This window comes from Gilliamella sp. B3127, assembly GCF_026536935.1.
GTDB classification, from domain to species: Bacteria; Pseudomonadota; Gammaproteobacteria; order Enterobacterales; family Orbaceae; genus Gilliamella; species Gilliamella apicola_E.
On the sequence record NZ_JAFNNI010000002.1, the window covers coordinates 518,579 to 532,193 of the forward strand.

At 34.4% G+C, this 13,615-nt stretch carries 11 protein-coding genes; 3 read left to right on the plus strand and 8 right to left on the minus strand.

Translation table 11 applies throughout. The annotated features are described in order from the left end of the window. Nucleotides 1–91: 91 nt before the first annotated feature. On the plus strand, nt 92–1,936 hold the full coding sequence (locus J3U00_RS05435; protein WP_267331805.1) for a beta-glucoside-specific PTS transporter subunit IIABC: 1,845 nt from the start codon (nt 92–94) through the stop codon (nt 1,934–1,936). A 10-nt stretch (nt 1,937–1,946) separates the two neighbouring features. Continuing rightward, entirely contained in the window at nt 1,947–3,350 is a 1,404-nt protein-coding gene (locus J3U00_RS05440) for a glycoside hydrolase family 1 protein (protein WP_267331806.1), read from the plus strand. Nucleotides 3,351–3,692: 342 nt separating this feature from the next. Here J3U00_RS05440 and metB read toward each other — a convergent pair whose 3' ends face one another. Continuing rightward, nucleotides 3,693–4,877, minus strand: coding sequence for a cystathionine gamma-synthase (gene metB / locus J3U00_RS05445; RefSeq protein ID WP_267331807.1), 1,185 nt, complete (start codon nt 4,875–4,877; stop codon nt 3,693–3,695). 171 nt (nt 4,878–5,048) lie between these two features. Here metB and metJ point away from each other — a divergent pair, with 171 nt between their 5' ends. Beyond that, a complete protein-coding gene (gene metJ / locus J3U00_RS05450) occupies nt 5,049–5,366 on the plus strand; it encodes a met regulon transcriptional regulator MetJ (protein ID WP_065563626.1) in 318 nt (105 codons plus the stop codon). A 73-nt stretch (nt 5,367–5,439) separates the two neighbouring features. Here the strand turns inward: metJ and rpmE are convergent, their stop codons facing one another. The 7 genes from rpmE to uxaC form a co-directional block, all read right to left on the minus strand. Next, nucleotides 5,440–5,655 carry a 50S ribosomal protein L31 gene (gene rpmE, locus J3U00_RS05455; RefSeq protein ID WP_065563627.1) on the minus strand — a complete coding sequence of 72 codons (216 nt, stop codon included), beginning with the start codon at nt 5,653–5,655 and terminating at the stop codon, nt 5,440–5,442. A 141-nt stretch (nt 5,656–5,796) separates the two neighbouring features. Next, entirely contained in the window at nt 5,797–6,849 is a 1,053-nt protein-coding gene (degS, locus tag J3U00_RS05460) for an outer membrane-stress sensor serine endopeptidase DegS (protein WP_065563628.1), read from the minus strand. A 110-nt stretch (nt 6,850–6,959) separates the two neighbouring features. Continuing rightward, on the minus strand, nt 6,960–8,333 hold the full coding sequence (locus tag J3U00_RS05465; protein WP_065563750.1) for a Do family serine endopeptidase: 1,374 nt from the start codon (nt 8,331–8,333) through the stop codon (nt 6,960–6,962). A gap of 78 nt (nt 8,334–8,411) precedes the next feature. Next, nucleotides 8,412–8,819 carry a YhcB family protein gene (locus J3U00_RS05470; protein WP_267331808.1) on the minus strand — a complete coding sequence of 136 codons (408 nt, stop codon included), beginning with the start codon at nt 8,817–8,819 and terminating at the stop codon, nt 8,412–8,414. 48 nt (nt 8,820–8,867) lie between these two features. Next, complete coding sequence (locus J3U00_RS05475; RefSeq protein ID WP_267331809.1) at nt 8,868–9,329, minus strand: DUF721 domain-containing protein; 462 nt, start codon at nt 9,327–9,329, stop codon at nt 8,868–8,870. Nucleotides 9,330–9,717: 388 nt separating this feature from the next. Further along, nucleotides 9,718–12,093, minus strand: a complete 2,376-nt coding sequence (locus J3U00_RS05480) for a glycoside hydrolase family 31 protein (RefSeq protein WP_267331810.1) — start codon at nt 12,091–12,093, stop codon at nt 9,718–9,720. A gap of 93 nt (nt 12,094–12,186) precedes the next feature. Continuing rightward, nucleotides 12,187–13,605: a glucuronate isomerase gene (gene uxaC / locus J3U00_RS05485; RefSeq protein ID WP_267331811.1), complete on the minus strand. Its 1,419-nt coding sequence runs from the start codon at nt 13,603–13,605 to the stop codon at nt 12,187–12,189. Nucleotides 13,606–13,615 lie beyond the last annotated feature (10 nt).

Genomic DNA, 13,615 nt, shown 5'->3' on the forward strand with positions numbered 1-13,615 from the left:
TTAACTTTATGATTTATATAATAATGATAATTTTTAGTGTATTAAGCTTTTTTATCAATGAATAACCATTCTTTAAGTAATGGAGAAAATAATGGACTATCAAAAAATTGCACAGCAAATACTTGAATTAGTAGGCGGTAAAGAGAATATTATCAACTTAACACACTGCTTTACTCGCTTACGGTTTCAATTAAATGACAGTAAAAAAGCTAATCGCGAAAAATTATTACAGACAGAAGGTGTGATTTCCGTTGTTGAAAGTAGTGGACAATACCAAGTAGTATTAGGCAATAAAGTCACCAAAATTTATGAGCAACTCCTCCCTCTAATTGGCGAGTTAGAACAAAGTAATCAAACGGAACCTAAAGTTTCATTAGGGGTAAAAATACTTAATGCTTTTGCAGCTATTTTTACACCAATCATCCCAGCTATTGCAGCATCAGGTATGTTAAAGGGAATTTTAGCTATAGCGGTTATGATAGGTAATTATTACTATCAAACTGATATCAAAACTTATAACACCTACACGATTTTACATGCTGCATCAGATGCAGTTTTCTACTTCATGCCAATAATACTTGGCTATACCGCTGCTAAAGTATTTAAAGCTCATGAATTTATATCGATGATAATTGGTGCAACATTATGTTATCCATCAATTGTCAATTTAATGGCAAGTAAAACTGAAGTCACTCTGTTTACCATTGAATTAACCAAAGCAAGTTACACGTCTAGCGTTATCCCAATTATATTAGCGGTATTTATTTTAAGTTATGTACAAAGATTTTTGGAATATATTATCCCTGAAGTATTAAAAATTATCATGGTGCCAACTTTTTCATTACTTATCATGATACCAGCTACTTTACTTATTTTCGGTCCTATTGGCATCTATATTGGCGAATTTATAAACTGGATCTATTACTACATTATGGGTGTTAGCCCTATTTTATTAGGTGCATTTATTGGTGGTATATGGTGTATTTTAGTCATCTTTGGCGCACATCGTGCTATTGTACCAATCGGCATTAATGACGTAGCTCAAACCGGACGCCAGAACTTACTTGCTTTCGCTGGAGCGGCGAACTTTTCACAAGCTGGAGCCGCATTAGGTGTATTTTTCAAAACCAAAAATAAAAATTTAAAAACCGTTGCCGCATCGGCAACAATCACAGCCTTGTTCGGCATTACCGAACCAGCGATTTATGGCGCTAACTTAAGATTGAAAAAACCAATGATTTGTGCAGTTGTGTGTGGTGCACTTGCTGGAGGATTAATGGGTTGGGGAGGATCTTATGGTACAGCCTTTGCCAACCAAGGGGTATTAACAATACCTGTTTATGCCGAAGCAGGTACAAAAGCATTCTTATGCTATTTAATTGGTATAGGCTTTGCATTTTTTGGTTCATGCATTATGACAATGATTGTTGGATTTAATGACATACCAAACGAAAAAGAATCAAAAACAATTCAAACTTTATTAACCACTGATACAACTATTCTATCGCCTGTTGAGGGTGAGGTCATTGCCTTAAATCAAGTCAAAGATGAAGTATTTGCTTCAGGAGCGATGGGCAAAGGGATCGCGGTTTATCCTAAGGTAGGAGAAATAGTTGCACCAGCGGATTGTACAGTATCAGTACTCTACCCTACTTTACATGCTATTGGTCTAACATTAGATAATGGTATTGAACTGTTGATTCACATTGGAATTGACACCGTTAAATTACAAGGTAAATATTTTAAATCCTATGTACAAGCAGGCCAACACATCACAAAAGGAACCAAAATAGTTTCATTTGATATTGATAAAATAAAAGAATTCGATTTAACGACTTCGATTATTGTTGCTAATTCAGATCAATATAAAAATATAGAATATTGTCAAAAAGGTCACGTCAGTAAAAAAGACAATTTATTATTTATTCAAGTTTAGAGGTTAATATATGAAAGCTTTTGCTAAGGATTTTTGGTGGGGAGCATCATCTTCTGCTTTTCAAATTGAAGGTGGATGGGATGCTGATGGAAAAGGGATGACCGTTGCTGATTATAACTCATTTCAACGCTCTGCAGTGCAAGCCGATAGCAAAGTTGCCAGTGATTTCTATCATCATGTAGAGAGTGATATTGCTTTGTTTAAAGAATTAGGATTAAAAACTTATCGTTTTTCAATATCATGGGCACGTATTATTCCTGATGGGGACGGTGAAATAAATCAAGCTGGAATTGATTTTTATAATCGAGTAATTAACGAATTAATCAAAAATAATATCATTCCATTTATTACTCTTTATCACTTTGATTTACCATTTGCCTTAGTTGATAAATATAATGGTTGGCAAGACCGCCGTTGTGTCGATGCGTTTAGACGCTATGCTCAGGTCTGCTATAAAGCATTTGGTGATCGGGTAAAAAACTGGCAAATCAATAATGAACAAAATTTGATGATTCGTGTTAATGAACGAATGAACATGTACAAAGTCGCACCAGCCGACACAGAAAAAGTGAGAGCTCAAATGGATTATCACATGTTTGTTGCTCATGCGATGGCAACAAATGATTGTCATGAACTAATTACTGGAAGCAAAGTAGGACCAGCGGTATCATCCACCATGACCTATCCTGCAAGTAATAAACCAATGGATGTTTGGGCAGCTAAAATGAATGATAATTTTAAAACTAATTATGCCCTAGATATGTACTGTTTTGGTGATTATCCGGGATACTACAAACATTATTTGCAACGTTGTGGTATCTACCCTATTACACAACCAGAAGATGCCGAAATATTAAAAAAAGCTAAACCTGATTTTATTGCCGTAAATTATTATCGAACATTAGTCGCAAGCTATTTACCGGAAGATGATGCTCATCCATTTGGCACTAAAGAAAAAGATATTGATTTCGATCTATATGGTTATTTCAAAATTGAGAAAAACCCAAATTTAACCGCATCTACTTATGGTGCACAAATTGACCCGATGGGGTTAAGACTAGTATTAAATGAATATTATCGTCAATATCATTTACCATTAATTATTACTGAAAATGGATTAGGTACTCCAGATACATTAACTGCTGACAATAAAGTACATGATGATTATCGAATTGATTATATCAAATCGCACATATTAGCTTGTCATGATGCAATTGAAGATGGGGTTGAACTATTTGGATATTGTCCATGGTCAGTAATTGATTTACTAAGTTCTCATCAAGGTTTCAAAAAACGTTATGGCTTTGTTTATGTTGATCGAGATGATCATGACTTAAAAACACTTAATCGAATTAAAAAAGATAGTTTTTATTGGTATCAGCAAGTCATCAAAGATAATGGCATTAAAGATTAAAAACAGGGATGGGCTTTAAAAAAGCCCATCATGATAGTTGTTGAAACAAACAGCTATACTGGAAATAATTGTTTGCCTAATCTCTTGTCATAACTTCAAATATGAACTACATCACTGTATTAGCCTGATAATAATTCAGTTTTAATGTAAATTAGATGATTTATAGATATGGAGTGATATTGAATTTTTGAGTTGAGGAACGGGGTTTTTGAGGCAAATATAAACACTAATTTAACCACTTTAGTTAGTCAAAAAGTAAAATAGTGCATTATTATGAAAGCAAAGGAAAATAGGATTGATAAAATCAATTATTTCTCAATCCTATTGATCAGCAGATAAAATTTAGATTTGAGCTAGTCCTTGTTCTAAATCATTAAGAAGATCACTGATATCTTCAAGACCAACCGAAATACGTAATAATTGATCGGATATACCTGCGGTTTTACGTGCTTCAGCACTAATTCCTGAATGAGTCATAGTTGCAGGATGACAGATTAAACTTTCCACACCACCAAGTGATTGGGCTAATGTAAATATATTGAGTGCATTTAAAAATTTCGGCATAACATTAGCATCACCTGCTAATTCAAAACTTAGCAGTGAACCAAAACCTTTTTGTTGTCTTTTCGCAATATCATGTCCAAGATTTGAAGGTAATGATGGATGAAAAACTTTTGCAATTTTAGGGTGATTTGCTAAAAATTCTACCACTTTTTGCGCATTTTCTTGCTGTAATTTAACTCTTGCTGCTAGCGTTCTTAAACCACGTAATAACAAATAACTATCAAATGACGAGGTAGATGTTCCGATATTATTGGCCCACCATAGTACATCCGTTGCTAATTGTTGATCTTTAAACACCAATATTCCAGCGAGTAAATCTGAATGGCCATTCAAAAACTTAGTACAAGAATGGCTAACAATATCAGCACCAAGCTCCAATGGTTTTTGTAAAATTGGTGTCATAAAAGTGTTATCGACTAAAACCAAAGCACCAACCTCATGAGCTTGTCGAGTGATCGCTTCTATATCGACAACTCGTAACAAAGGGTTACTTGGTGATTCAATTAAGACTAATTTAGGTTTTAAGCTAAGTGCTTCTTTCAAAGCAACAGAATCTGATTGGTCAACAAATTTTGTTTTAAAATAGCCTTTTTGACTCAAACTATTAAATAATCGATAACTACCGCCATAACAGTCATGAGGCGCAACAACAACATCATTTGGACTAAGTAAGGCAACGCTAATTAGATGTATTGCTGACATACCGCAATTAGTTAAAATAGCATCCGCCCCACCTTCTAATTTAGCAACGGTTTCTTCGACTAATCGTCTACTTGGATTGGATTTGCGACCATAATCAAACTTCCTCGGTGTTGCAAACTCTTCATAACGATAACATGTTGAAGGCGTAATAACAGGAACTACGCTACCAAATTGATCATCTGTATTAATTCCACCACGAACAGCTATCGTGCCTTGGCTAAAATTAGCACCTTGTCTTAGATTTTTAGAATCACTAGCCATAACAACCTTCCTACCAAGCATTTTATATATCTAATAATTGTATAAGAATAGCACAATAAAAAAAGACGTCAACATGTCTAGACGTCTAACTATCTTGGTGTATAGATTGCAGCTAAATAAAAAAAACGCTAAAATTACCCACATTATTTGTGATGTGATTTGGTGAAAAATATGATGGAATGGAACGGCGATTATATCAGCCCTTATGCTGAACATGGTAAAAAAAGTGAACAAGTAAAAAAAATTACAGTCTCAATTCCGTTGAAAGTACTTAAAATATTAACTGATGAGCGAACAAGGCGACAAGTCAATAACTTACGTCATGCAACGAATAGTGAATTATTATGTGAAGCCTTTTTACACGCTTATACTGGTCAACCACTCCCTTGTGATGAAGATCTTCAGAAAGATCGTGATGATGGAATTCCACAACAAGCACAAAAAATGATGAGAGATTTAGGCATCGATCCGGATTTAATCGACGAATGATTGAATTAAAATAGAATAGTAGATACAAAAAAGGCGCTTAAAGCGCCTTTTTGACAACGTTAGTTTAGTAAAACTATTTTTTACCACCAACCATTGCAAAACGTTGTTTGAATTTATCAACACGTCCGCCAGTTGCAACATCACGTTGTTTACCAGTATAAAACGGGTGACATTCACCACATACGTCAAGATGAATATCATGACCAATAGTTGAATGAGTTTTAATTGTGTTACCACAAGAACAAGTTGCTGTAATTGCAGTGTATTCTGGATGGATACCTTCTTTCATAATAAACCTCTAAAGTTTGTTCGTATCGCTATATAAACGGCTTAATCGCAAAATCTATACACCATACGAGTGTTAAATAACATGATAAGGGTGCGAATTATACGTCCTATATGAAAGATAATCAAGTAATAATCGACCAATCTAAACCGGTAATTGCCCGATAGTTACTTGAAGTTCAATCTTTTCTCCATTTCGCAAAACTAATATGGGGACGATTGTTCCTGGTTTCAACTCTGCAATTTGATCCATAGTTTCTACTATGGATTTTACTGGTTTATTATCAACCATAATTAATATATCATTTGCTTCAACGCCAGCCTGTAATGAAGGTCCTTCAGCATTGGTAACTAATATACCTAATACCTTCGGTAAATCACTAGGATTTTGCGTTGGGGCGAATTCTAACCCATCAATGCCAATATAGCCTCGAATCACTTTCCCATCTTGAATTAATTTATCCATTATTTTAACGGCTAATGCTGTTGGGATGGCAAAACCAATTCCTTCAGGAACATCATTACCGAGATTTTTAGCAAATGTTAATGTATTAATGCCTACCAACTCACCTTTAGTATTTACTAAAGCTCCACCTGAATTACCATGATTAATCGATGCATCAGTTTGAATAAAGTTTTGTCGACGATATGGGCTTAATCCGTCACGCCCTGTCGCACTAATAATACCTTGGGTAATCGTTTGACCGATGTTGTATGGATTACCAATAGCTAAAACAACATCACCAATTTTTGGGTCTCGTTTAGAATTAATAGGTATGACCGGGATATTAGTTGCCTCTATTTTAAGCACAGCAATATCAACCAACTTATCGGAACCTACAGGTAATGCTTCAAAAATTCGACCATCTTGCAAAGCAACAATAATTTGTTCAGCTCCATCAACAACATGATAATTGGTAATGATATAGCCATACTCACTCATAATTACACCAGAACCTAGCGGTGTAATTGGGCCATCTTGTGATTGTTTTGGAACAGAATTAATCGATCGACTGTAGATATTTACTACTGCTGGAGCAGCAATCTTAACCGCGTCAGAATAACTCATAGGTTCTTCATTAAAAATAGATCTGGAAAAATCTGATTGCGTTCCATTTCTTAAAGAAGGGAAAATAATGAGTAATACTATCGCTAACACACCACCAATTAATATTGGCCAAAGAAACTTTTTAAGCATAATTATTATAAAGATGAGAATAGTTGATAGGATTCTATCATATCTAACTGATGGTTAAAATGAAGTTTTCGTCGATGCAAAGCATCGACGATTTTTAGCTATATAATTACTTAACGTAAGATAAGATATAGACGGCTATCTCCTCGGACAATATTTAAAGCGATTGCAGAAGGATTGCTATCAATCACTTTACGTAGTTCAGAAATACTATTAACTCTAGACTTATTGACCCCAGTGATAAGATCACCTTCTTGTAAACTTAAACGTGAAGCAGGAGAGTTTTTAACAATACTCTCAATTAATACACCTTTTTGTCCTTTTATATCACCATTAACAAGTGTTGCACCTTCAAGTGCTGGATGTAAAGATTTTGCTTCGGTACTGGATGCATCACCGTTTTTCAATTTAACCTCAACAGAAATCTCTTTGCCATCTCGAATCAAACCTAATTTAACTGTACGACCAGCTCCAGTTGTCGCGATTTTTGCGCGTAACTCTGCAAAACTATCAACCGGTTTACCGTCCATAGAAATGATGACATCACCAGATTTAATTCCTGCCTCTTTTGCAGCAGAATCATCTATAACTTCACTAACAAAAGCACCTTTTTGTACTTCAAGGTCAAAAGCTTTAGCAATATCTGATGTTAATTCATTACCTTTTATACCTAAAACACCTCGTTTAACTTCACCATACTCAATAAGTTGAGACGTCAAACTTCTAACCATATTACTAGGTATAGCGAAACCAATTCCTACATTACCCCCACTTGGCGCAATAATAGCAGTGTTTATCCCAACTAGTTCACCATTTAAGTTAACTAAAGCACCACCGGAATTACCTTGGTTAATTGACGCGTCAGTTTGAATGAAATTTTCAAAGCCATCCATACTTAACCCACTACGAGCTAACGCAGAAATGATACCTGAAGTAACAGTTTGACCGATACCGAATGGATTACCAATCGCAACAACGTAATCACCAACTCGCGTTTTATCTGAGTCAGCAAGTTTGATTGAGGTTAATTTTTTTGCATTATCCACTTTTAATAAAGCAATATCACTTTGTGGATCTTTACCAATCAGTTTTGCTTGATATTCATGACCGTCATTTATTACTACCGTAATTTTATCGGCACTATCAATTACATGATTATTGGTAACAATATAACCTTTTTCAGCATCAATAATGACACCAGAACCTAATCCCGAAAAAGGCCTAGATTGACTATCCGGATAACCGAAAAATCGTCTAAATTCTTCCGGCATATTATTTTGCATTTGAGCAGTACCTTCAACTTTAATACTTACTACCGAAGGTAAAACGGTTTCCAACATTGGTGCCAACGATGGTTGTTGTTGGTTATTATCCGTTGGTAAAAATGGGAATGCCGCATTGGCATTAGATAATGTAGCTAAACTTAAACCTAAACTTAATGCAATTATACTTAATAATTTTTTTGGTTTTCGTAAAGAATGACTCATCATAAAACTCTCTTATTTAAGAAATTTGATATTTAAAACATAAATAGCCTAATAAAACTAAGAAATGTTGAAAATTAATTAAGATTTCACTTCATCATTTTTGAATAATCCTGAAGGATTATCTGAATAGTCTTTAGGCTGCTTTTCAAGTGTTAATTCATTTTTGACACTGATATCATTATTGACGGCTTCTAAATCAATCATAGGCATATCATCAGAAGTTACAAATTGCCCAGAAGTTTCAGCAATATGTTGATATAAGCGACGAAAATCTTTGGCCATATTATCCAATATTTCAGCACTATGAGAAAAATGTTTAACCATCATCTGTTTTTGAGATGCTAATTCTTCTTGGGCTTGTTCCAATTCGCGTTTAACTTTGGCATATTTACGTCCTTTTTGAGAAACAAAATTGATGAAAATTATTCCCACAATAAAACCAATTATTAAGGCGATGATAATATAGGTCATCATACTTTTATCCATATTTCACTCCTGTATCTTTTCATTTATTATTTCTAAATATTGTTTAGCTTATTTTGCATGGTTAGCAAGTTTTATCAATTGTTTTTTTAGTTTTTCAGGTGCTTGCTCAGCCAAAGCATTTAAATATATTGCTGTTTGAATCGTAATCACATTATTAATTTTAGCATTCTTATTTGAAAAATTAACTAATTGTGAGTTATTTGTCGCAATAGTGGGATTAATCTTATATTGAATAGAGGATAACGAAGGTAAGATTTTTTCACGTATACCTGAAATCAAATTACTTTGTTCGTATTTTATTCTTGTTAACCAGTTAGCTGAACTAACCTCAAGAATAAGAATACCTTGACGATAATTTGCGACTCTATATTGCTGTTGTAATGGAGAAGGCAATAACTCATTAATTACATCCGCTAATTTAGCCAATGCAAATGTTCTTTCTTTTATCTCAGATAACCAAGATTGTTGTGACAAAATCGACGGTAATATTTGTGGCTGGTTATAACGCATCTATTATGTTTATCCTTACATTCTTAAAGTCACGTTAACTTTGTATATAAAATACAACTTTAAATAATTTACCTTATTTCATAAAAAATGTCCTGCTATAAATATAAATTTACAGTTTTTTAAATCTTCATCAAGGCATAATAGAAAATAAATTTCAAAATAAGGTGGCTTTAATTAAGATTAAAATTTGTGTTCTGAATTTTTCTCATTCCTGAATCATAATACTCTTGGATCAGTTACATTAAATAGTTGATACAATAAAGTAAATCAAATGTTATTAATCCTAATAAAAGCACCAATAAATTAAAATTTATCTTTTAATTCACATTTAAATACTAATTATTTATACACTTTAAAAAGTTTTGAAAGCATAGTGTAAGTAAGTACATTAGCTTATTGCACTTAAATTAACCTTATTTACTAGCTCATCGTTAATATAAAGTGTACGCAATTCTCCTTTTGGTAAGGTAATGACCAGCTCTTGCCAAGCTGGAATATAACTTCCATTGGCTTTCAAACGAAGATCAATTCGATCATTAGTCGAAACTAACTGCCAATTGATCCATAACCCAACACCATTTTGATAAGCATAACTTTCACCATCATCTTCAAAGAAAGAACCTTGAGATGTATGAACACCTTTTGCTGGGAAAACTTTAAACTCTCGATAATCATCGAGTTTATGATTCACATAACCTAGGCGTTTTGAAACAGGAATAATCGAGCCAGCTTTAACTAATAATGGAAATGATTCTAATGGTGCGGGTAAAGTTATTGACTGTTTACCACTAAACCACTGATGAGAATGATAACAATACCAACCAACCTGATTGTCTGGTAAATAAACGGCTCGCTGACGTTGACCAGGTTCAACAATACTTGCCACTAATAAATCCTGACCAATCATAAAATCATCAGTTTCAATAAATGTCTGTAAATCATGTTCATGATCTAAAAATGTTGGTCTCAGCATTGGTTCATCATGTTGGTGAGCTTGCCACAGTAAATTGTAAAAATAAGGCAATAATTGATATCGAAGGCAAATTGTATCGCGAATAATTGGTGTGACTTCAGGATACATCCACGGTTCATTGACGGTATGATCATCATTCCAAGAATGAATGGTAAAACGCGGATTCATAATGCCATTTTGAACCCAACGTACAAATAATTCTGCATCTGGTTTATCACCCGAAAAACCACCTACATCATGCCCGACATTATAAAGACCGGACAAACTCATACCTAAGCCCATTCGTATATTGTATTTAAGCGTTTGCCAACTGGTACGATTATCTCCCGACCATGTTTGCACATAGCGTTGAATACCCGCACAACCTGAACGAGAAATTAAATAAGGACGAATAGTTGGGCTATAGCTTTGTTGTGCTTCCATTGAAGCTCTAGACATAAGTAAAGGCATAACTGGACGAATATGTTTGATCGCAATTTCCTGACCAAAGCCATGACAACGAGCTTCACCATCCCACACTTCAAATTCATTATTATCATTCCATGTCGCGTCAATTCCCATCTGCAAAAGCTGCTCAGTAACATTTTGTTTCCACCAATTATAGGCTTGTGGATTGGTGAAATCTAAGTGAGAGCCTTCATCATCCCAAAACATTGAGCGTTCTGGAGCATCAATTTCCGAATCTTTAATAAATAGTCCTTTATCAGCCACTTCTTTATATTTGGGATGATCCTGTAACAAACAAGGCTTAATATTGGCTGCAATTCTCAAACCCGCAGTATGGTAAGATTGGGTGAACGCTTTCGGATTAGGGAATTTATCATAATTCCAATTGAACACATAGCGTTTACCATTAATTGATGTATATCCCGAAGAGAGTTGAAATGAATCACAAGCAATGCCATGTTCTTTACACAAATCAATGAAATTTTGCATTTGTTCTTGAGCATTCGGGGCATCGGTATAAAACATTGTTGAACCACTATACCCTAAACTCCATTTAGGGCCAAAAAAGGTTTTACCCGTCAGTTTAATGAAAGACTTAGTCACATCGATAATTTTTGGACCCAAAAAGATATAAAAATCGATGTCACCCGCTTCAGCCTGATAACGACGATATGGCAAGTGATAATTATCGTGTTCTGTTCCTAAATCGATCCAACAACTACTTAAATTATCATAAAATAGTCCAAAACTGACTTGATTACGATGCGTAATGGTAAACGGAATATGCTTATAAAGCGGATCGGTATCTTTAGCATTATACCCCATGGCATCAAGATTACGCATTTCAAAACGACGACCTGCACGATTAAGATCCCCGGCTTTATCACCCAAACCATAGTATTGTTCATCTTGATACCTTCGTTGGTAATGTGCAATACCATCACCATGCGGGTTTATTAGATATGCACTGGTACTTCTATCTTCAACCAGAAGTTCCCATTGTTGATTTTTGTTCTTATACTCCCACATTAACGACAGTGGTTGCTTAATTGTCACACGTAATTGTTGTGTGCTTACTGTAATTTGATTATCTGAATGTGACAATTGATATGTTGGTAGCGAAAAACCCTCGGTGCTTAATCTATCTCGTCCTTCTAATGGAACATCGCCATTTGGCGCGATACTCCAAGTTCTGTCCAATGATAAACTTTCCGGTCGCTTAATTAGGACTCGGAACATTCTTTCTTCTAGTACGTATAAGCAAAAACAGTATTTTTCATCCACTAAAAGTTCAATACAGTTATTTTGCTCTTTTTTAAATATCCATTTTTTTAACGTTTTCATTAGACAACCTCTTAATTGGTATCAATTTATTTAAAACATTCAACAACACAGTTAGTCAAACAAGTAAAGCTTTGAGTATATAACACTGGCATATTATTTATGGATTTTAGTTTGAAAATAACGATAAGCATTATCAAAACAGATATCCCTAACCATATTCCCAACCAAATCAAAATCAGCAGGGATTTCACCATTTTCCATCCAACTACCGATCATATTGCACAAAATTCGCCTAAAATATTCATGCCTTGTAAAGGATAAAAAACTACGAGAATCAGTTAGCATTCCCACAAATTGACTTAATAACCCCATTTGTGAAAGCTGTATCAATTGACGCTGCATACCATCTTTTTGATCGTTAAACCACCATCCCGAACCAAATTGAATTTTTCCTGCAATATTTGAACCTTGAAAGTTACCAGCCATAGTCGCTAAGACCTCATTATCACGAGGGTTTAGACAATACAAAATAGTTTTAGGCAGTTCATCAGTTAAGTCCAAAATACCTAATAATGAAGAAAGTGGTTCAGCGATTGGTCTATCGCCAATCGAGTCAAACCCAGCATCAGGACCAAGTATTTTAAACATTCGTTGATTATTATTACGCAAAGCTCCTAAATGTAATTGCATAACCCAATTACGTTTATGATATTGCTTACCTAACCAAACAAGTACTGCTGTACTAAATTGTGCAATTTCCAGTTCAGAAAGGGACTGATTAGCAAGACGTTTTGCTATTATTTGATCAAGCTGTTTTTCTGAAGGAATATCAGCATAACGAAGAATTTCTATGCCATGATCTGAAGCTTCACAACCATGTTGTTCAAAATGATCTAATCGTTTGGTTAACGCACAAAGTAATTTTTCAAAACTATTAATTTCAATATCAGTTACTTTTCCTAATTCAACAATATAATCAACAAAGCCTGTTAGTTCTATTTTAAAAACTCTGTCTGGTCGCCAACTTGGTCTTACTTTAGTTTTAAATGAAGCATCTAAAGCGATTTGTTTGTGATATTCAAGTGAATCAATAGGGTCATCAGTTGTTCCTACTGCTTTGACATTCATTTGTGTCAAAATACCTCTGGTTGAAAATGCAGCAGTCGCTAATTTATCATTAGCCTCAGACCAAATTTTGTCAGCTGTTTTTTCGTTAAGAAGAATATTTTTTATACCAAATGGTCTTTTTAACTCTAGATGAGTCCAATGGTAAATCGGGTTTCCAAGCGTTAAAGGCACAACTTTTGCCCAAGTAAGATATTTTTCATAGTCAGATGCATCACCTGTGATATATTTTTCATCAATTCCCGCTGTCCGTAACACTCGCCATTTGTAATGATCACCAGCTAACCAAATTTCAGCTAAATTACGGAAATTTTTATTTTCAGCGATATCTTTTGGTGGTAAATGGCAATGATAATCGTATATGGGTTGATCTTCAGCGTAATCAAAATAAAGCTTTTGTGCCGCATCAGTTTGTAACAAAAAGTTATCATCTAAGAATTTTTTCATTGTTTTTCTT

Excerpts from the sequence above, each read along its gene's own strand:
- J3U00_RS05440 (WP_267331806.1), top strand. The coding sequence starts at position 1,947 with ATGAAAGCTTTTGCTAAGGATTTTTGGTGGGGAGCATCATCTTCTGCT.
- rpmE (WP_065563627.1), bottom strand. The coding sequence starts at position 5,655 with ATGAAAGAAGGTATCCATCCAGAATACACTGCAATTACAGCAACTTGT.
- uxaC (WP_267331811.1), bottom strand. The coding sequence starts at position 13,605 with ATGAAAAAATTCTTAGATGATAACTTTTTGTTACAAACTGATGCGGCA.
- degS (WP_065563628.1), bottom strand. The coding sequence starts at position 6,849 with ATGCTTAAAAAGTTTCTTTGGCCAATATTAATTGGTGGTGTGTTAGCG.
- J3U00_RS05470 (WP_267331808.1), bottom strand. The coding sequence starts at position 8,819 with ATGGATAAAAGTATGATGACCTATATTATCATCGCCTTAATAATTGGT.
- metJ (WP_065563626.1), top strand. The coding sequence starts at position 5,049 with ATGATGGAATGGAACGGCGATTATATCAGCCCTTATGCTGAACATGGT.
- J3U00_RS05475 (WP_267331809.1), bottom strand. The coding sequence starts at position 9,329 with ATGCGTTATAACCAGCCACAAATATTACCGTCGATTTTGTCACAACAA.
- metB (WP_267331807.1), bottom strand. The coding sequence starts at position 4,877 with ATGGCTAGTGATTCTAAAAATCTAAGACAAGGTGCTAATTTTAGCCAA.
- J3U00_RS05435 (WP_267331805.1), top strand. The coding sequence starts at position 92 with ATGGACTATCAAAAAATTGCACAGCAAATACTTGAATTAGTAGGCGGT.
- J3U00_RS05465 (WP_065563750.1), bottom strand. The coding sequence starts at position 8,333 with ATGAGTCATTCTTTACGAAAACCAAAAAAATTATTAAGTATAATTGCA.
- J3U00_RS05480 (WP_267331810.1), bottom strand. The coding sequence starts at position 12,093 with ATGAAAACGTTAAAAAAATGGATATTTAAAAAAGAGCAAAATAACTGT.